Source organism: Psychrobacter sp. Sarcosine-3u-12, assembly GCF_002836005.1.
GTDB classification, from domain to species: domain Bacteria; phylum Pseudomonadota; class Gammaproteobacteria; order Pseudomonadales; family Moraxellaceae; genus Psychrobacter; species Psychrobacter okhotskensis.
Window position 1 is genome coordinate 52,521 of sequence record NZ_PJBY01000095.1, and the last position, 18,965, is coordinate 71,485.

Here is an 18,965-nt window from a genome sequence, read left to right on the forward strand (position 1 = left end):
CTTTAATTTTAAAAAAGAACATAGATACTCTATGACTCAAAAATCACAAACTTGTATTATTCTTTTCGCCAAATTCCCTGCACAAGGTATGGCAAAAACTCGTTTGCAGCCTGCGCTTGGCATTGACGGTGCAGCAAAAATGGCACGGCAATTACTTCTACACAGTATCGAGCAAGCTGTGGCTACTGGCCTTAACGTTGAGCTGTGTGTCAGTCCAGCGCCAAGTGATCCGTGTTGGCAAACACTAAATCTGCCTAATTCATTGACATGGTCAAAGCAAATAGATGGCGATTTGGGCACACGTATGTTTAAGGCTAGTCAACAAGCATTAGCACGTTTTAAGCAAGTGATTTTGATAGGAACAGATTGCCCTAGTCTCATCTCTATTAAAATCCAACAGGCCGCACAGCAGTTAATTACAAAGGATAGCGTGATGATACCAGCCTTTGATGGCGGTTATGTGCTGTTTGGCTTTAAACAAGTTGCTGCTCGTTTATTTAATGATATCCAATGGAGCACGCCGAGCGTAGCAAAGATTACTCAACAGCGCTTGGCAGAATTAAACTGGTCATTGGCCTTTTTAGACTCTTTGCCTGATATTGATGAGCCTGAAGATTTGCAGTATTTGCCTAAAGGCTGGCTTGATGGTGACGAAATTGCTAATTTTTGACTTATTTTTCCTTCTCTTACTTAAACCAAAAAAGCCATCAAACAGTTTGATGGCTTTTTTATGCGAATAGAATTAATACTACTTTTTATATTATTTTTGATATTACCTTTAATTTTACTCGGGCAACAGCGCTGCAAGTTTAGTTTTAACCTCAATACTCATGGATTCAACAGGCGTCACTAACGCTTGAGCAAGCGCATGATGAGCAATTGATTTAGGTTGTTCAACGGCTAACAAAGCAACCGCTTCTTTAATGACTGATTGAGCATTATCGGCATTTTTCATGAGGTTTTGAATCGCATAATCGGCGCTGACGTCTTCTTCAGTAGGATGCCAGCTATCAAAATCTGTGACCAAAGCTAAAGTCGCGTAAGCGATGCTAGCTTCCCGCGCCAGCTTGGCTTCTGGCATATTTGTCATGCCGATGATGTCAGCGTTCATTTGGCGATACCAGTGTGACTCTGCACGAGTCGAGAATTGCGGGCCTTCGATACACACATAAGTCGCTTGTGCATGACATTGCCCTTCATTGATATTCGCTTGAGTGTAAGCGCGATTCAGAATATCAGCGACTTTCGGGCATAAAGGATCCGCCATCGAGACATGCGCAACTGCACCTTTACCAAAAAATGTGCTGGCACGATGTTTAGTCATGTCGATCATTTGATCAGGGACGACCATGTCTAACGGTTTAAGCTCTTCTTGCAATGAACCCACCGCTGATACTGAAATGATATAGCGCACGCCTAGAGTTTTTAGCGCATAAATATTGGCGCGATAAGGTACTTTAGAAGGTGTAAATTTATGCCCTTGACCATGACGGGTCAAAAAAGCAACGGTCACACCATTCAATTCCCCTAAGATAATATCATCGGACGGCTTGCCATAAGGTGTTGAGATGCTGACGCTACGCTGGTTAGTCAAGTCTGCCATTTGATACAGACCGCTACCGCCAATGATAGCGATGTCAGCAGAGTGTTTTACAGTGTCTTCTTCTTTTAAAGTCATAGGACGTTTCCAGATGTTTGACAATAGGTATTTAACTAAAAAAACTTAATAAGGAAGATAACTAGTCTTTTGAACGGATACTGCTAGCGCTTAGTGACTCTCTTATACATTCCTTGAGCCAGCTCCTTAACCGCCATTGTCTGACTTTGCACAACACCGTTATATTTAGGCAGATTATCATCCACATCTTTAACACGGCGATTGTAAAACAGATGCATCGTCGGTTCAGGTAGAGCGGCTGCATTAGGATAGTTATCGGTAGGAATGAAGACCAGAGCACCGCCCACAGCCATCTCTATACTGGGCTTATGACAGCGCTTACACAGTCCACGGCTGATATTCGGTGGCATTTTCCAACGACGAAAACGCGTTTTATTGATGTCCATTTCGCTGAGATCTGACTTAAACAAAACCGTGACATCGTTATAAGCCTTACCCGTATAGTCCTGACAGATAGTGCAGTGACAAATAAAGCGAGCTATCGGAGTATGGTTAATCGTATAAGTGTTGCTATAACAAGAGCAAGAGCCTTCTTGCGGCGTAAATTCGGTGCTCATCGGTCAATCCTTTTTTTATAAGAGAGATATCATTATTTTCGATTCTAAACTATGGTTTCAAAATATAGCACGATAGTCAGTTCTATATAACTTGGAGACTATTAAGACGAGTGAAAGTACTCGCAATAGTAGATTAATCGAGCCTGACAGCTTATATAACTTATATGGTATTGACCATATCCTAGCTTGCTAGTGTAGCCGCTTTCGATAAGGGTAGTAATTATTATTCGTTGATTTTCAGTTATTTAGAATGTTTTTCTAAGGTACAGTTAATCCTAAGAGACTATCTATTACAGACACAAAATAAATGCAGAAATATAGTTTAAAGCGTGTCTTCATTTCAAAAATGGTAGTAAAAATGAGATAAATTGCCGTCAAACAAGCAAAATAATGCAGACAATATCGGGATACTAACTAGCTATTTGACGATGTTTGGCAAGATTTAGCCATTTTTAACCCATTTAGATGACTATCGAGTGAACTGAAGACACGCCCTATTCATTCTTGGTAAGCATTTTTTGACTCCGTAATAAATAACCTTGATGCTATTAAGACGATGATAAAGGTTTACACTGTGCTTAATTTTTGTTTAAATAGCTTGAATAATGAAACTTTGTTTCGCATAGCAGAACTTTACTAAACAAATATCAATACTCCGAATCGCTATTTTTAACTCAAGTTGCTTTATCTACAAGGTTTTGAGACATAAAAGGCTTTGGTTTATTTATGGTGGGAATTGCTATACTATTACAGGTCTGTAACGCATTAATATTTATATAGTGATGCCGTTAGAGGTATTAAATCGATTATTTCAAGGATGAATGCAATGTTCAACTCTCTAAAATCTCCGTTATTTTTATCAGCGATGCTAAGCGCCACTTTAGGCCTAACCGCATGCTCATCACCAAGTTCAGAAAATACTGACAGTACGGCAACAGATAGCGCTGCTACTGACACTGCCGCCGACAAGCTGGATACCAAGTTTCTTACCATCGCTACTGGCGGAGCATCTGGCCCTTACAACATCATTGGTACTTCATTATCAGAAGTCTATGTCAAAACCTTTGGGGTGAACTCAAAGACGCAAACCACCGGCGCTTCAGTCGAAAACGTCAATCTATTGACCCAAGGTAAAGTCGACATGGTATTGGCGCTCAGTGATGTGGTCACCGACGCGGTCGAAGGCAAAAACAACTTTGATAAGCCAATTACCAACATCCAACAAATTGCGGTCTTGTACCCTAATGTGGTGCAAATCGTCACCACCAAAAAATCTGGCATCAAAAATATTGAAGACTTACGTGGTAAGCGTATCGCTGTGGGCGATCAAGGCTCTGGCACAGAAGTCAATGCTCGAACGTTATTAGAAGGTTTCGGTATCACGTACGATGATATCACTGTCGATTATTTGGGTTTTTCTGAAGCGGCGGATGGCATGAAAGCGGGTAAAATTGAAGCAGCTTTCTTTAGTAGTGGTCTACCGAACTCTTCATTGATGGAGCTAGAGCAGGGCTTGGACTTACAGTTAATCACCATTAATCAAGACAAGCTAAAAGAAATCATTGCAAGTAAGCCTTACTTTAAAACCTTTGAGATTCCTGCTGGCACTTATGGCAATGACGCCGCGATTCCAACCGCAGCGATTATGAATGCTCTATTGGTAAGCTCTGAGTTGTCTGAAGCAGATGGTTACAAGTTGACCAAAGCGTTGTTTGATAATTTAGACGGCCTAAAAACAGCACACCAAGCGGCCAATGATATTAGCTTAGAGACGGCTCGTGAAGGCATGGTTGCACCTATCCATCCTGGCGCCAAAAAATACTATGATGAACAAGCCGCTAAATAAGCAGTTATGGTTACTAAAAATAAGACATTATGGTTAATAGCTGGCGCAGTGCTCATTGCTGCGCTGGTTTTTTTTATGCTGTGGCATCTCTTTGTCCGTCAGCCTGTGGTGGAAGTTCGCGTCGCAGGTGTTGACGGTGCTAATGACAAGGTTTGCTATTTCGTTGAGCCTGACTTTCAATTGCGCTGGATACATTCTGTAGAAAAACAATGGTGGGAAGAACAGTATCAGCGTATAGACGGCAGCAGTACAGAAGACGCTGAACTGCTGCTGACCACCACTTATTTTGAAGCTTTTGGCGCAGGTACACCCTCTACTGAGGCGCTTGCTCCCATACAAAAACCTGGCTATCTGGGTTATCAAATCAATGAGAAACTGCCCAAGCTTAATTGGGTGGTCTCACGGCTTACCAAAGGTGAGATTGACTATGGTAACTATGGGATACGCATTCATCGCTGGGTGCCAGACTATTCTGAAGTAACGATCATGCCGACAGCGTATGGTTTCATTGATAGATTTAACAAGGACTTGTGTCATGAACTCCCAAGTGACGGATCACGATAATTTGACAACGATGTCAGATAACCATATCAATAACGATAGCGACTCGCCTATACATTCTCATCCTGACGTTGAGACTAATGTCGACGCTGAGCTTGAAGCGCAAGCCCATAATAAAGCCATATTAGAAAAGTACGACCGAGAGTCCATCACGCGCCATATCACTCAAGGACCAGTCAAGTATTTTATCGCTGGGATTTGCATTTTATATTCTTTATTTCATTTGTATATCACTTTTAATCCCATGCCTGCGCTGTTACAACGCTCTGTGCATGTTGGTGTTGGATTTGCTTTAATATTTCTGATTTTTCCAGCCAGTAAAAAAAGCAGCCGCCAGCGGGTGGCTTGGTATGACTGGATTTGGTTTGCGCTGTCCTTATCTGGGATGGCCTATCTCATATACGAGTACCAAGACATTGTGACCTCGCGTGGTGGCATGGCCAATCAGACGGATGTGATTTTCTCGTTGATTACCGTGGTCTGCGTATTAGAAGGTAGTCGCCGTATCACAGGTTGGATTTTGCCAATATTGGCAGCGATATTTTTAGCGTATCCGTTTGTCAGCCATTTGGCCTTTATGCCAGACCGGCTACTGACTCGTCCTTATGATATGGGCGATATTTTTGGTCAGTTATTCCTAAAAACAGAAGGCCTATATTCTGTCGCGATTGGTGCGTCGGTTACGTTTATCTTTTTGTTTATTTTATTCGGCGCATTTTTAGCGCGTTCGGGAATGGGACAGCTATTTAATGATTTGGCATTGGCCATTGCAGGTCATAAAAAAGGAGGTCCGGCAAAAGTGGCGGTCATCTCCAGTGGCTTTATGGGTAGTATTAATGGCTCTGCTTTATCGAACGTGGTCAGCACTGGTGCCTTTACCATCCCTCTGATGAAAAAGGTTGGCTATCATAAAGACTTTGCAGGTGCAGTAGAGGCGAGCGCTTCTGTGGGTGGGCAGATATTGCCACCGATTATGGGTGCCAGTGCCTTTATCATGGCAGAGACGACAGGGTTGCCGTACAGTACGATTGCGCTAGCGGCATTATTACCAGCGATATTATATTATCTTGGCGTTATCGCGCAGGTGCATTTTCGCGCTGGTCGTCGTGACTTAAAAGGCATTGCCAAAGAAAACTTACCAGCAGTCAAAGAAGTCTTAAAAGCACGCGGTCATATGCTGCTACCGATTGTCTTTTTGGTCTTCTTATTAATCAAAAACGTGCCCGTCGGCTATGCAGCGGCATATACCATTGGTTTTACCGTCGTGGTTAGTATGCTGCGCAAAGAGACCAGAATGGGTTTTTCTGATATTTTGGGTGCGCTAGAAGATGGTGCTCGTCAGTCGCTCGCCGTGATGGCTGCCTGTGCGGTCGTCGGTATCATCATCGGAGTTGTGAGTTTGACCAGCTTTGGAACGGTGATGACCTCATCAATTGTCACACTTGGTGCAGGGTCGCTATTTTTCACGCTGATTTTAACGATGCTTGCCTCGATGGTATTGGGCATGGGACTACCGTCTATTCCTGCTTATATCATTACGGCAACGATGGCAGCACCAGCTTTAGCAGGGTTTGATATTCCGATTTTGTCAGCGCATATGTTCGTCTTTTACTTTGGTATTTTTGCCAATATTACGCCGCCTGTGTGTTTGGCTGCTTTTGCCGGTGCAGGCATATCCGGCGGTGATCCGATGAAAACAGGGTTTTTGTCGCTCAAACTGGCACTTGCCGGATTTATCGTGCCGTTTATGTTTATTTATAATCCGACGATGTTGATGATAGATCCTACGGGTCTGGCAGTCACAGCGAAAGATTTCCCATTGCCGCCTATTATCGCTATCATCACGGTCGTAGTCACTTCGATCACGGGTGTTATTGCCTTAAGCTCGGCGCTGGAGGGGTATTTTAAAGGTACTATGAATTCGGTGACGCGTATTATATTGGCTATTGGCGCTTTATTACTGATTTATCCTGAGATTACCACGGGATTATTAGGCGGCGTCATTGTCCTTAGTATTGCTATATTCAATATAAAAACAGCTGGCAAGCCAACGCCAACTTTAACCGTGTAAAGCGTTGGGTTTGGAGGCTTTACAGGTTCATTAAAGTTAAAAAAAAGGGTGAATAACATAAATTGTTATTCACCCTTTTTACATGCTTAGCTTAATGTTTAAGCTTTAGCTCATTAAAACCTGACACTTAACAACCAAGTTTGCCTTCGGCTTCTAAGGCTTTTTTGCTACGGATAGGCGCTGGGCAATCTTCACCATAGTATTGACGATCGGCAAAGTAGCTTGAGCGTACCATCGGGCCTGCCCAAATGTTAAAGAAACCAATCTTTTTGCCGTAGTCCATATAACGCTGGAACTCGTCTGGATGGACATAACGATCAACTGGCGCGTGGTTTTTACTAGGTTGTAGATACTGGCCAACCGTAATCATATCGACGTTATGTGCTTTTAGATCATCAAGCAGTGCATAGATTTCTTCTTCCGTCTCACCAAGGCCAACCATAAAACCGCACTTGGTCGCGATATCAGGGCGACGCTCTTTATAGAGCTTGAGCAAATCTAATGAATGTTGATAGTCAGAGCCTGGGCGGAAGGCTTTGTACAGACGCGGAACCGTTTCAATGTTGTGGTTAAAGACATCTGGTGGGGTTTCTGTCAGTAGGTCTAAAGCCACTTCCATACGCCCACGGAAATCTGGCACCAATATTTCAATGAGGCAATTCGGGCTAAGCGCTCTTGACTCATTGAGTACTTCAACGAAATGCGCCGCGCCGCCATCTTTTAAATCGTCACGATCCACAGAGGTGATTACTGCATATTTAAGCTGCAAGCCTAAAATGGTCTCGGCAGTGTGGCGCGGCTCATCTGCATCTAGCTCATTCGGACGACCATGGCCGACGTCACAGAACGGGCAGCGACGGGTACAGATATCACCCATAATCATAAAGGTCGCCGTACCATCAGCGAAGCACTGCGGCAGGTTAGGGCAGGCCGCTTCCTCGCAGACAGTATAGAGCTTCTGCTCACGCAAGGTGGCTTTGATACGCGCCACCTCGCTAGGTGACGACATCTTGACCCGAATCCAATCTGGCTTTTTCTTCGCCTCGACGGTCGGAATCACTTTAATTGGGATACGCGCAACTTTATCATAGCCACGTAGCTTTTCGCCTTGGATGGCTTTTCTAGGTTTGACCTTAGCAGCAGGCACATGTGTTTGTACGGCAGTTGTCATAATAAATTATCTCTTAACCCTTTATCGTATAAGGGTTTATGGAATTATTAGCATATGTTATTAGTTGAACTATTATAGCAGAAATTTAGAGGTCGATTTTTAATCAATATTGTTTAACTGACCTTTTAAGGTTACTGGTTCAAAGTACTGTTTTAAGACTACTGTTTTAAGACTACTACGATTGCGCTTGCAACCATAGTTTTAAATATCAATATCAATATCCAACTCATTCAGGATATCTATGGCGGCACGAAACGCCTCTTGGGTGGCAGGTGCACCGCAGTAAGGTAAACTGTGCATCAATACTTCTCGAATCTCAGCGACAGTTGCGCCATTATTAATCGCACCTCGAATGTGCCCTTTTAGCTCAGTCGGGCTTTTTTGTGCAATTAAAAAGGCGATGGTGATTAAGGAGCGATATTTACGCGGTAATACTGAATCATCTTGCCAAGTGCTACCCCAAGCATGTTCAATAATCCAGTCTTGTAACGGTTGGGTAAATCCAGTCGCCGCATCAAGCGAGCGTTTAACATGTGCCTCGCCCATTACTTCAGTACGAACCTTAAGGCCGTTTTGATAATTAGCGTTATTCTTCATATCATTGTTTTCTATGTCGTGGTTTTCCATATTGCTATCGTCCATGTCGTCATCCCTAATATTTATTTAAGGCATGTCCTCAATTCAATTGACAGTCATCTAAATGGGCTAAAAATAGCTAAATTTTGCCAAACAGCGTCAAACAGCTGATTAATATCTCGATATTATCTGCGCTATTTTTCTTGTTTGACTACAATGTATCTTATTTTTATCACCATTCTTAAAATGAGGGCATGCCTTAGTATATGGTTAATAAAAGCTGTTTTTTCAAGCGCTATTTTTTTAATTGATATTTTCTCTAAGCTATCGTAGCAAGATAATATTTTATCAAATAATATCCTGAAAAATGTTTAGTAGTCTCGATGTATTAATTTGATTATGAATCGAGCTATGCTTGACGAGAGTGACAAGCAGCATATTGGTTGCGAAAGGCTGCCCAATCATATTATTGATGGTACTATTTTTATAATAAATGTCCAATATGGCCCTATATTGAGCCTTTTAAAGGCTGAGCCATTAACATTTAGAGCGTTTTAAGCTATGATTGCACGGATAATTATTCCATCTAGTATATAGACGCAGGCTGTCATGCTGACTACCCACGTAATGTGCTAATACCCCCAACTGACGAGGACGACTATTGTGTTAGAAGCTTATCGTAAACATGTCGAAGAACGTGCTGAGCTAGGAACGGTTCCGCTACCACTGAACGAAAAACAAGTAGCAGAGTTGGTTGAAATATTAAAAACCCCACCAGCAGGCGAAGACGCATTCTTAATGAACCTGCTAGAAAACCGTATTCCTGCTGGCGTTGACCAAGCTGCTTACGTTAAAGCTGCATTTTTAGCTGCTATCCTTAAGGGTGAAGCATCATCACCACTTATCAGCAAGCAAAAAGCCGTCGAAATCCTAGGCACTATGCAAGGTGGCTACAACGTGCAGCCATTGGTTGCTGCACTAGATGACGCTGATGTTGCACAAGACGCTGCTGAAGCGTTGAAAAAAACGCTACTGGTATTTGACGCATTCAATGACGTCACTGAAAAAGCTGAAGCTGGTAATGACATTGCAAAAGAAGTCGTGCAGTCTTGGGCTGACGCTGAATGGTTCTTGAACCGTGCTGCCGTACCAGAAAAGACCACTTACACGACGTTTAAAGTGACTGGCGAAACCAACACTGATGACTTGTCACCTGCGCAAGATGCGTGGAGCCGTCCTGATATCCCATTGCATTCATTAGCCATGCACAAAAACTCTCGCGACGGCATCACTGCTGACGAAGAGGGCGTCGTCGGTCCAATGAAGCAGATCGAAGCGCTAAAAGAAAAAGGCCATCCACTGGCTTATGTTGGTGACGTGGTTGGTACGGGTTCTAGCCGTAAGTCTGCGACCAACTCAGTACTGTGGCTCATGGGTGAAGACATTCCTAACGTGCCAAACAAACGTGGTGGCGGACTGGTATTAGGTAACAACATCGCTCCTATCTTCTTCAATACTATGGAAGATTCTGGTGCATTGCCAATCGAAAAAGTAGCGGTTGATAACCTAAACATGGGTGATGTGTTTGACATCTATCCGTATGAAGGCAAAATCACTAAGCATGATTCTGACGAAGTACTGTCTACGTTCAAGCTAAACTCACCAACATTGCTTGATGAAGTTCGTGCTGGTGGCCGTATTCCATTGATCGTTGGTCGTGGTTTGACTAACCGTGCTCGTGAGTACATGGGTCTTGGTCATTCAGATATTTTTGCCAAGCCAGAAGAGCCAGTTGATACGGGTAAAGGCTTCACGCTTGCACAAAAAATGGTTGGTAAAGCTTGTGGTCTGCAAGGCGTACGTCCAGGCATGTATTGCGAGCCTAAAATGACCACAGTCGGTAGTCAAGATACCACTGGTCCGATGACGCGTGATGAGCTAAAAGACTTGGCATGTTTGGGCTTCCAAGCGGATCTTGTGATGCAGTCATTCTGTCACACTGCTGCTTATCCAAAGCCAGTTGATGTTGAGACTCAGCATACACTACCTGACTTCATCATGAACCGCGGCGGTGTCAGCTTACGTCCGGGCGATGGCATCATTCACTCATGGCTCAACCGTATGCTACTTCCAGATACCGTTGGTACTGGTGGTGACTCGCATACTCGTTTTCCAATGGGTATCTCGTTCCCAGCGGGTTCTGGCCTAGTTGCATTCGCAGCTGCGACTGGTGTTATGCCACTTGATATGCCTGAGTCTGTGCGTGTACGCTTTGTTGGCGAGCGTCAGCCTGGTATCACTTTACGTGATTTAGTCCATGCGATTCCTTATCAGGCGATTAAAGAAGGTTACTTAACTGTCGATAAGAAAGGCAAAATCAACGAGTTCAACGGCCGTATCCTTGAAATCGAAGGCTTAGAAGACCTAACGGCTGAGCAAGCGTTTGAGCTATCTGATGCGTCAGCTGAGCGTAGTGCTGCAGGTTGTACTATCACGCTATCTGAAGAGTCAGTGACTGAGTACTTGAACTCAAACATCACGCTGCTTAAGTGGATGATCTCAGAAGGCTATGGCGATGCGCGTACTATCAGCCGTCGTATCGAGCAAATGCAAGAGTGGTTGGCTAATCCAAGCCTTATGCGTGCTGACGAAGATGCAGAATACGCTATCGATATGACCATCGACATGAGCACGATTAAAGAGCCGATTCTTTGCTGCCCGAACGATCCAGACGATGCAAAAACCTTGGCTGACGTGGCTGGTGATACCATTGATGAAGTATTCATTGGTTCATGTATGACCAACATCGGTCACTTCCGTGCTGCCGGTAAACTGCTACAAGACGTACCAGCAGGTAGCCTCAAGACTCGTCTATGGATTGCGCCACCAACTAAGATGGATGCGCGTCAATTAATGGAAGAAGGTTATTACAACATTTATGCTCAAGCCGGCGCTCGTACTGAGATGCCAGGTTGTTCACTATGTATGGGTAACCAAGCACGTATCGCACCGAACTCTACTGCGGTATCGACCTCAACCCGCAACTTCCCGAACCGTCTAGGTCAAGGCGCTAACGTATACCTTGCTTCTGCAGAGCTTGCAGCCGTAGCAGCGGTACTTGGTAAATTGCCAACCAACGACGAATATCAGCAGTATGCTGGCATGCTAAACAGCATGGGTGAGGAAGTGTATCAGTACATGAACTTCGATCGTATGGAAGAGTACACTGAAGAAGCGGATAAAATTAATGTTGCTCAGTTGACTTAATTTTGGTTGACGCTTAAGTAGAACGTTTTTAAGTTCTATCGTTCTTATTTAAATAGAACCCCGTATCAAAATGATGCGGGGTTTTTTATGAAAATAAAATACCTTGAATAGTTTGCAAACTTTTTTTTGGAGTTTATACTTTAGTGAACTGGTCAAACTTTTGGTTGGCGACTTAACTCTTACAGATACATGAAGACAAATCCTATGGAAAATAAAAATATGCTCGATAAAGTAACGCCGCCACCTCTGCCAGATGCTGCGGTGAACAATCATAGTGCCGAAGAAAACTATGGCATCATTGATTGGTTCAAAAAGTGCATAAGAAACTATGTCAATTTCTCTGGTCGGGCACGCCGTAAAGAGTTTTGGTATTTTTCTTTGGTATATATGATTTTAGCAATTTTTGCGATGATAATAGATGCAATCATTTTTGACGCAGAAACAGGGCCTGTTTATATAGTTGTAGCGCTTGGTCTTGCTTTACCCAGTATTGCTGTTGGTATTCGCAGGTTACATGATACGGGTCGCTCAGGATGGTGGTTTTTAATATCCTTAATACCACTGATAGGCGGCATTGTGTTTCTTGTATTTTGTGCTAATGATACTAAGCCTGAAACCAATAAATGGGGTCTACCAGCAAAATAAATTTGCAAATATTGCTTGATTTTATAGCCTATCTAAAGCATTGGTATAAGGGCTCAATTGAGCTAATTTAATGCTATAAGCATTTAAAATTAGAAGCTTTATGCTTAAAATAAAAAGTAATTTCTAACGACAATTTCTGTCGTGTTCAGCATTTTTCCGCATCTAATTAACTCAGCAATATGTATAATTGTGAAATTGAATTATTTTAGGAAGAAGGTATGAGTTTTTCAGTAGAATTATTATTAGGAACTTTGGCAGTAATAGCGACTATTACTGTACCACTTATTATCTATTTCCTACAAAAAAGTCGAAAAAAACTTTCCTATGAAATTATTTCAAACACACAATTAGTAGGTGTTGAAAACAAGATTAAAGATAGGATTACGATATTATACGACGAGAAAAAAGTTGTAAATGTTCACTTAATTTCCATCAGGTTTGTTAATGATGGGAATCAACCTATTTCTATAGATGATTTCGCTATGCCTATTAACGTAAGATTAGGTAGTGATACAAATATACTTACATGTGAAGTATTAGAACAAAATCCAAACGAATTGAATGCCGCTATTGTCAAGATGGAGGATAGCGTCGAAATTCAACCTTTATTAATTAACGCTAATGACAGTTTTAAACTAAACATATTGGTTAATAATTATGAGGGGAGTTTATTTATAACAGCTAGAATAAAAGGCATAAAAACCATAAGTATTTATAAAGAGCCAAAGTTTACTATAGTTAATTTTCTGTTTGTTATGTATTTTTTAATAGGTATGTTGGGACTGTTCAGCACCATATATGGTAGGGAGGCAAATAACAACGTTGTAAGTGATATTGGCTACGTTTCTTTTATGATTTTCATAACTTTATCATTGTTATCAATGTGCATAGCAGTGATGACTGTAATAAGACAACGATTTTATCGAGATAAATCTTTATAGTGCTTTACGTGTGGAACTGTATATCGAGACAACAAGGATAAATTGTTTTTATAAAATAAGCAGTTTAAAGAACAATTAGTACACCAGGGTTTATTATCTACTTCAAAGTATTATCCAAGCTAATAAAACAAATAGTTGATATTTAAAGGTTTAATACTAAGTTTATATGAGTAGCAACGTAACTATGATTTTTTTGTTTTTAAGTTACCGGGATCTTTTTGCTACAAGCGTCAACTGGTTTCTTCCATTATCTCATGTATAATATAAAGGCAGGCGGAAACCGTGGCTCTGCACTTTTTTACTTTTTCTATCTCGGGACGGACCGAGACTTTAATTATGCACTTATCATTCAGGTGCTTTGGAGTCTTGGTTGATTACTTTATCCCCTCTCAAACGTCGCCTTGTATATGTGACTGTCTTTGAAATCATCGCGATTATCTCATCCACCTATATATTGATGATGCTCAGTGGTAGTGATGCCGCAGAGTCGTTACCAGCGGCAGTGATGGTGTCATTGGCAGCGGTGATTTGGAACTTTCTCTACAATACAGCTTTTGAAGCGTGGGAACGGCGCAAGCAGGTGACAAAGCGCACGTTATTGATACGCAGTGTGCATGCATTTGTTTTTGAAGGCGGCTTGGTGCTGATTTGCTTACCAATTTATATGATTTGGTACGATGTTGGTCTAATCAAAGCCTTTATGCTGGAAGCCGCGCTGCTGTTATTCTTCTTGGTTTATACCTTCGTTTTTACCTTGGGTTTTGACAAGATATTTACCTTACCGCATCACTATAAAACAGCCTCTGCTCCTTAATGATTAATGCTATTAATAACAACGATATTGACGGTTATCTATGTGATTTTACCCAAAAAAAGCTGCCTAATGGCAGCCTTTTTGATGATAGTGCATAACAGAATATTATAAGGCTTTTATTTACCCTGATAAACGGGCTTACGTTTTTCCATAAAAGCGGTAATACCTTCTTTAAAGTCATCGGTAACGGCCATCATGTTTTGTTGTTCAACTTCCATATCAAGCGCTTCATTAAGACCAGAAAAGGCATGGACATTAATCATATGCTTCATTGAAGCAAGCGCTTTACCCGGTAAGTTGCTTAGGCGCGTCGCTAATGCCTGTACAGTGGCATCTAGCTCGTCCGCACTAACGACGTTATTTACTAGATTTAGACGTGCGACATCGTCCGCTTTGAGCTTATCACCTAGCATCACCAGCTCAGTCGTCTTAGCAGCACCCACTAATTGATTGAGTAGATAAATACCACCAGCATCTGGAATCAGACCGATATTGACAAAGGCTTGGACGAATTTTGCATTGTCAGCGGCGATACGGAAATCGCAAGTCAGTGCCAGATTCATACCTGCACCTGCGACGGCACCTTCCAATTTGGCAATAATTGGCTTATGAATATTACGCAGCTTTAAGCTCACTTCCGCGACTTCACGTAACATAAAATCAAGTTTTGCGACCAATGCCTCAGACTCCATACCGTTCTCTAACATTTCACCAATATGACCACCACTAGAGAAATTTTGACCGCTGCCTTGCAAGACAATCGCACGTACGTCTGCATCGCTATCTGCTTTATCAAGCGCATCCATAATGGCGTTTTTTAATGGCGTGCTAAAGGCATTCAGCGTTTTTGGATCGTTCATAGTAATGGTGGCAATGTGGTTTTCGCTTTGGTACTCGACGAGAGACGGTGACATCTTGGCTTTCCTTAGTTAAATTAGTTAGGTAATAGGCGATTCAAAATAAAGGCTGAGCAGGTTTTGTAACAAATCATTCACTATTGATTACTATAGCAGCTTGCTATGATTATAAAAGCAAGTTTTGTGGGCGCTTAGGACAAATCGCCAGTGTGGTTTAATCTGTCTCGCTGTGTTAATTTCTTAGGATGCACCGATAAAAACGGCTCATTCAGAAATAAGACTGTCAACTGAGTGGCTGGTGAATTATGCTAAAAGATCAGTGGAAGAAGTAAAGCGTTAGAAAGGCAGGGCTAAAAAGAAAAAGCAGTCATATGCTTAATTTTTTAATCGATTATACAAGGAAGTTGTTATGCCAACTATTGAAGTCAATAATGCTAATATCAATTACGAAGACAGCGCACCAAACGATACGCAGAAACCTGTCATGGTCTTTGCTCATGGGCTACTTTGGAATACGAGAATCTATGACAAACAAGTCGAGCACTTTCAGGACCGCTATCGCTGCATCGCTTTTGACTTTCGCGGACAAGGCCAGTCGCAAATTACTAAAGACGGCTACGACATGGACACCTTGGCAGATGATGCTATTGCTCTCCTAGCAGCGCTCGATATAGACAGCTGCCATTATGTCGGACTATCGATGGGCGGCTTCGTTGGACAACGCATCGCTATTAGAAGACCAGAGCTGCTAAAATCCTTGACCCTAATAGACACTTCGGCTGATGCGGAAGACCCTGACAATATTCCCGGCTACAAAAAGCTCATGACGGCTATTCGCTGGTTGGGGATGAAAAGGGTGAGTAAAAAAGTCATGCCTATTATGTTTGGTAGTACTTTTTTAGAAGATAAATCGCGTAAAGCGGATCAAAAAGAATGGTTGGCAATGCTCAATGGTAATCGCAAAGGTGGGGTCGTCAAAGCCACGATGGGAGTCATCGAACGCGACGCTATTTATGATCAAATCGATCGCATCACGACGCCTACTCTAATCATCGTGGGCGATGAGGATGTCGCCACTCCTTATGCCAAAGCTGAGCGTATGCACTTCGCCATCGATGGCTCTAAGCTTGCAATAATCAAAGGCTCTGGACATACTTCGACGGTAGAAGAGCCTGAACAGGTCAATAAAGTGCTGAGTCAATTTTTGACGAGCTGTGTATCATAAGTATGACTAGGGCGTGTCCTCAATTCAATTGATCATATCTAAACGGGCTAAAAATGGCTAAATTTTGCCAAACATCGTTAAATAGCTGGTTAATATCCCGATATTATCTGCGTTATTTTCCTTGTTTGACTGCAATTTATCTCATTTTTATCACCATTTTTAAAATGAGGACACGCCCTAATTAGGGCATGCCCCTATATAGTCATTCCACTATAAAAATATTACTGCGTTGACCTCGCTTGAAGTATCACCTATACATCTACACTCGGTTGCCTTGTACTACTTTTAAATTGAATCGACTATACTAAAAAGACGCCGTTATCATTGCTATGATAACGGCGTCTTTGGTTTTGGTATAAGAGGTGCTTACAATCGTGATGTATAGTCACTATTGCCGTCATCGATAGTGCCAAAGGCATCGGCACGATTGACGATTTCGGTCGCCCATGCGCGATGTGTGGCAGGCTCTAGCATCGTATTATTATATTTAAATACCGCTTTGGCTTCGCTATGTAATATGGCTTGCGCCTCATCTAATGTGCTCATTGGCACGCAGTAGGCTTGCTGAACTAAAGCGATTTGGCTAGGATGAATAACCGTTTTGCCGACTAAGCCCAAACTGACGTCGCGAGTCAGCTCTTGCATAAACAGCGTTGGCTGATCTAAATACTCAAAGACCGGTGCGGTGAGATAAAAGCCGTGCGGCACAAAGCAGCCGAGCAGCTGATAAGCAAGCGTGCCGATAGGGGTATCATAGACGATACTGTTCTTCGGACGGCGCAGACGCAGCGCGGCAAACAGATCATTGCCGCCGATGCGCAGAGCAAAGACTGGCTGGCTAAAAGCTTCTTTAAAACCAATGGCCAGTTCTTGATTGTGATGTGGGTTAAATAATGCTGCGGTCTCAAGCGTCGGCATTAATAAATGATCGATGCTGAGATTCTGGCAGGCCATGCGCCAATTGGATAAGCTATACATATCGACTTTGGGCATGACGAAGCCGTCGATGAGATCGATATGAGCATAGTCTGCCAGTTGTTGCAGCATCATCGGATTGCGCGGACGTATAAAGACCAAGGGCCGCGTAGGATGCTGGTTTTTTTGCTCTGATTGCTGATTCGATTGAAAGCCAGATTCTCTTGACGGATCATTGATACTATCGACGTGTATCGCCCAAGTATGAAGCAGGGTTTGCAGCCGTGTCAGCGCCAGCTCGACATCATTGTGGCTAACGGCATCTTCTAAGCAGATGATAATGCTATTAATCGTTGGTAATTTATCGCGCTTGATGACTTGCCAGATATCTTGGCGAGTAGCAGGCATATAAAGGCTTGCACCCAGCTGATACGGATGATGGGTATTGGGCCTAACCATCGCATGACGCTCAGTGATGAGATGCGCATAAGACTGGGTATGGCTATAAATGTTTGATTCGTTATTTGGCATATCTGGCATAATCGGCATCGTAAATAGTGATAAATTGAATGGTCGTAAAGGGTTATAAAAGACAGAACGTATGAATTGATCAGCAATAATAGCTTAGCTGTCTTTGCTACGCTGCTTGATCAGCGTGATGGCTTGATAGGGTAGTATTTTAGCACCTAATACCTTGATATTGATATTTCGTTCGGTACATAAATGGCGCAATAATACGGTATCGGGATGATCAGCAGTGGCCAGTAGAATGCGCTCGGGATCGCGGCGTAATATGGCGCGTGTCGCCTCTGCAATCGTCGGCTTAATGCGGTTACGATTGGTGATTTGATAGGTTTTTGCCAATTCATTAATTAAATCAGCAGTCTGATAGCGTGGTTGTTTAAAAGTTGGCAAACGTTGCAAAGGTATCGTTAATGCACGTCGTGCAGTATCGATGTGATCGATAAACGCCAAGCTATGATCTGCCTCTACTAAATTATCATAAAAAACACTGCGATGTAGACCTGATTGCGGCTCAGTATAAAGACTACGTGAAATCAGTCCCGACACCGTGCTATTTAATAAACCTGATGGGATCAACCAGTCTTCTTCACTAGCAGCTAGCCATGCTACGCCCGCTGGATCAGCAAGTGTCAGTAGCGGGATGGCGTCTTTTCCTTGATGAAAAATATTGGCAAAATTGGGATGGCTAGGGTCACTAAAGACTTCTAAGCTATGAGCAAGCTCTTGATAGATGGCACCTTTACCTGTCCAGCCATCAACGAATACGATGGGACTGTCTGGGTAAGCGTCCAATATCATCTGTAAAGCGACTGGATCAAGACCGCGGTCACGAATGATGCTAATACCGTAATGCACACTTGGCAGAGAGTAGTCGCTATCGGCATCTGACCTTTCATTATCTGACCCTTTCTTATCTGATAGGGCACGCTGCAATAACACGCCAACTGGCAAACCTGCTCGTACTAAGCTGACCAATACTAATGGGTGCTCAGCACTAACCGTTTGCTCGAAAGTATGGTGTAACGTATGCGCTAAATTAGTAATATCAGTCGCGGTTCTCGTTGTGCCTTGCTCTAGTGCTTTCTGATATAGCTGCTCGTGCATCGCCGTTGGTGCGGCCTCTAAGGTCAGCATGTCTGAATAATGGCGCTGCCCACTTTGGATCAGTGCTTCTTTTTGGCTGACTGGCACGTCTGCAACCGCGTCTTTATCGACGATATCAAGCAATACGGTCACATCGCTGGCAAGGTAGCTGCCTGAGCCGTATTTTTCTAGTTTCTGAATACTGGGATTGGTCATAGAAGGCTTTTTACTCA

At 42.8% G+C, this 18,965-nt stretch carries 16 protein-coding genes; 9 read left to right on the plus strand and 7 right to left on the minus strand.

Annotation, left to right across the window (positions count from 1 at the left end; translation table 11 throughout):
* The first annotated feature begins 31 nt into the window (after nt 1-31).
* A complete protein-coding gene (locus CXF65_RS06845; RefSeq protein WP_101211503.1) occupies nt 32-670 on the plus strand; it encodes a TIGR04282 family arsenosugar biosynthesis glycosyltransferase in 639 nt (212 codons plus the stop codon).
* A gap of 114 nt (nt 671-784) precedes the next feature.
* Here the strand turns inward: CXF65_RS06845 and mtnP are convergent, their stop codons facing one another.
* Entirely contained in the window at nt 785-1,678 is an 894-nt protein-coding gene (gene mtnP, locus CXF65_RS06850) for an S-methyl-5'-thioadenosine phosphorylase (RefSeq protein WP_101211504.1), read from the minus strand.
* A gap of 83 nt (nt 1,679-1,761) precedes the next feature.
* Complete coding sequence (locus tag CXF65_RS06855) at nt 1,762-2,235, minus strand: GFA family protein (RefSeq protein WP_101211505.1); 474 nt, start codon at nt 2,233-2,235, stop codon at nt 1,762-1,764.
* Nucleotides 2,236-3,061: 826 nt separating this feature from the next.
* Between CXF65_RS06855 and CXF65_RS06860 the strand changes: the two genes are divergently transcribed.
* The 3 genes from CXF65_RS06860 to CXF65_RS06870 are packed head-to-tail and all read left to right on the plus strand — an operon-like array spanning nt 3,062 to nt 6,713.
* Nucleotides 3,062-4,081, plus strand: coding sequence for a TAXI family TRAP transporter solute-binding subunit (locus CXF65_RS06860; protein ID WP_025650975.1), 1,020 nt, complete (start codon nt 3,062-3,064; stop codon nt 4,079-4,081).
* Between the two features lie 6 nt (nt 4,082-4,087).
* Entirely contained in the window at nt 4,088-4,645 is a 558-nt protein-coding gene (locus CXF65_RS06865; RefSeq protein ID WP_101211506.1) for a DUF1850 domain-containing protein, read from the plus strand.
* A 10-nt stretch (nt 4,646-4,655) separates the two neighbouring features.
* Nucleotides 4,656-6,713, plus strand: coding sequence for a TRAP transporter permease (locus tag CXF65_RS06870; protein ID WP_413772497.1), 2,058 nt, complete (start codon nt 4,656-4,658; stop codon nt 6,711-6,713).
* Nucleotides 6,714-6,840: 127 nt separating this feature from the next.
* On the opposite strand, the gene lipA is transcribed toward CXF65_RS06870, so the two are convergent.
* Complete coding sequence (gene lipA, locus CXF65_RS06875) at nt 6,841-7,884, minus strand: lipoyl synthase (RefSeq protein ID WP_101211507.1); 1,044 nt, start codon at nt 7,882-7,884, stop codon at nt 6,841-6,843.
* A 201-nt stretch (nt 7,885-8,085) separates the two neighbouring features.
* A complete protein-coding gene (locus CXF65_RS06880) occupies nt 8,086-8,481 on the minus strand; it encodes a carboxymuconolactone decarboxylase family protein (protein WP_025650979.1) in 396 nt (131 codons plus the stop codon).
* Nucleotides 8,482-9,123: 642 nt separating this feature from the next.
* Here CXF65_RS06880 and acnB point away from each other — a divergent pair.
* The 4 genes from acnB to CXF65_RS06900 all read left to right on the plus strand — a co-directional run bounded on the left by acnB (nt 9,124) and on the right by CXF65_RS06900 (nt 14,127).
* On the plus strand, nt 9,124-11,727 hold the full coding sequence (acnB, locus tag CXF65_RS06885; protein WP_101211508.1) for a bifunctional aconitate hydratase 2/2-methylisocitrate dehydratase: 2,604 nt from the start codon (nt 9,124-9,126) through the stop codon (nt 11,725-11,727).
* A gap of 204 nt (nt 11,728-11,931) precedes the next feature.
* Nucleotides 11,932-12,372 carry a DUF805 domain-containing protein gene (locus CXF65_RS06890; protein ID WP_227523214.1) on the plus strand — a complete coding sequence of 147 codons (441 nt, stop codon included), beginning with the start codon at nt 11,932-11,934 and terminating at the stop codon, nt 12,370-12,372.
* Nucleotides 12,373-12,590: 218 nt separating this feature from the next.
* A complete protein-coding gene (locus CXF65_RS06895; protein ID WP_101211509.1) occupies nt 12,591-13,313 on the plus strand; it encodes a hypothetical protein in 723 nt (240 codons plus the stop codon).
* Between the two features lie 370 nt (nt 13,314-13,683).
* On the plus strand, nt 13,684-14,127 hold the full coding sequence (locus CXF65_RS06900) for a PACE efflux transporter (RefSeq protein ID WP_198551979.1): 444 nt from the start codon (nt 13,684-13,686) through the stop codon (nt 14,125-14,127).
* Nucleotides 14,128-14,243: 116 nt separating this feature from the next.
* Here the strand turns inward: CXF65_RS06900 and CXF65_RS06905 are convergent, their stop codons facing one another.
* Nucleotides 14,244-15,041, minus strand: coding sequence for an enoyl-CoA hydratase/isomerase family protein (locus tag CXF65_RS06905; protein WP_101211510.1), 798 nt, complete (start codon nt 15,039-15,041; stop codon nt 14,244-14,246).
* A gap of 352 nt (nt 15,042-15,393) precedes the next feature.
* Here CXF65_RS06905 and CXF65_RS06910 point away from each other — a divergent pair, with 352 nt between their 5' ends.
* Nucleotides 15,394-16,209: an alpha/beta fold hydrolase gene (locus CXF65_RS06910; protein WP_101211511.1), complete on the plus strand. Its 816-nt coding sequence runs from the start codon at nt 15,394-15,396 to the stop codon at nt 16,207-16,209.
* A gap of 366 nt (nt 16,210-16,575) precedes the next feature.
* On the opposite strand, the gene CXF65_RS06915 is transcribed toward CXF65_RS06910, so the two are convergent.
* Both CXF65_RS06915 and CXF65_RS06920 read right to left on the minus strand, forming a co-directional pair.
* The gene (locus CXF65_RS06915) at nt 16,576-17,664 is read right to left on the minus strand and encodes an HpcH/HpaI aldolase/citrate lyase family protein (protein ID WP_227523215.1); all 1,089 of its coding nucleotides are present in this window, start codon (nt 17,662-17,664) and stop codon (nt 16,576-16,578) included.
* Nucleotides 17,665-17,748: 84 nt separating this feature from the next.
* Nucleotides 17,749-18,948: a cysteine protease StiP domain-containing protein gene (locus tag CXF65_RS06920; RefSeq protein ID WP_101211512.1), complete on the minus strand. Its 1,200-nt coding sequence runs from the start codon at nt 18,946-18,948 to the stop codon at nt 17,749-17,751.
* Between the last annotated feature and the right edge of the window lie 17 nt (nt 18,949-18,965).

Coding starts and splice junctions, on each gene's coding strand:
- CXF65_RS06845 (WP_101211503.1), top strand. CDS start 32: ATGACTCAAAAATCACAAACTTGTATTATTCTTTTCGCCAAATTCCCT.
- mtnP (WP_101211504.1), bottom strand. CDS start 1,678: ATGACTTTAAAAGAAGAAGACACTGTAAAACACTCTGCTGACATCGCT.
- CXF65_RS06855 (WP_101211505.1), bottom strand. CDS start 2,235: ATGAGCACCGAATTTACGCCGCAAGAAGGCTCTTGCTCTTGTTATAGC.
- CXF65_RS06860 (WP_025650975.1), top strand. CDS start 3,062: ATGTTCAACTCTCTAAAATCTCCGTTATTTTTATCAGCGATGCTAAGC.
- CXF65_RS06865 (WP_101211506.1), top strand. CDS start 4,088: ATGGTTACTAAAAATAAGACATTATGGTTAATAGCTGGCGCAGTGCTC.
- CXF65_RS06870 (WP_413772497.1), top strand. CDS start 4,656: ATGTCAGATAACCATATCAATAACGATAGCGACTCGCCTATACATTCT.
- lipA (WP_101211507.1), bottom strand. CDS start 7,884: ATGACAACTGCCGTACAAACACATGTGCCTGCTGCTAAGGTCAAACCT.
- CXF65_RS06880 (WP_025650979.1), bottom strand. CDS start 8,481: ATGAAGAATAACGCTAATTATCAAAACGGCCTTAAGGTTCGTACTGAA.
- CXF65_RS06890 (WP_227523214.1), top strand. CDS start 11,932: ATGGAAAATAAAAATATGCTCGATAAAGTAACGCCGCCACCTCTGCCA.
- CXF65_RS06895 (WP_101211509.1), top strand. CDS start 12,591: ATGAGTTTTTCAGTAGAATTATTATTAGGAACTTTGGCAGTAATAGCG.
- CXF65_RS06905 (WP_101211510.1), bottom strand. CDS start 15,041: ATGTCACCGTCTCTCGTCGAGTACCAAAGCGAAAACCACATTGCCACC.
- CXF65_RS06910 (WP_101211511.1), top strand. CDS start 15,394: ATGCCAACTATTGAAGTCAATAATGCTAATATCAATTACGAAGACAGC.
- CXF65_RS06915 (WP_227523215.1), bottom strand. CDS start 17,664: ATGCCAGATATGCCAAATAACGAATCAAACATTTATAGCCATACCCAG.
- CXF65_RS06920 (WP_101211512.1), bottom strand. CDS start 18,948: ATGACCAATCCCAGTATTCAGAAACTAGAAAAATACGGCTCAGGCAGC.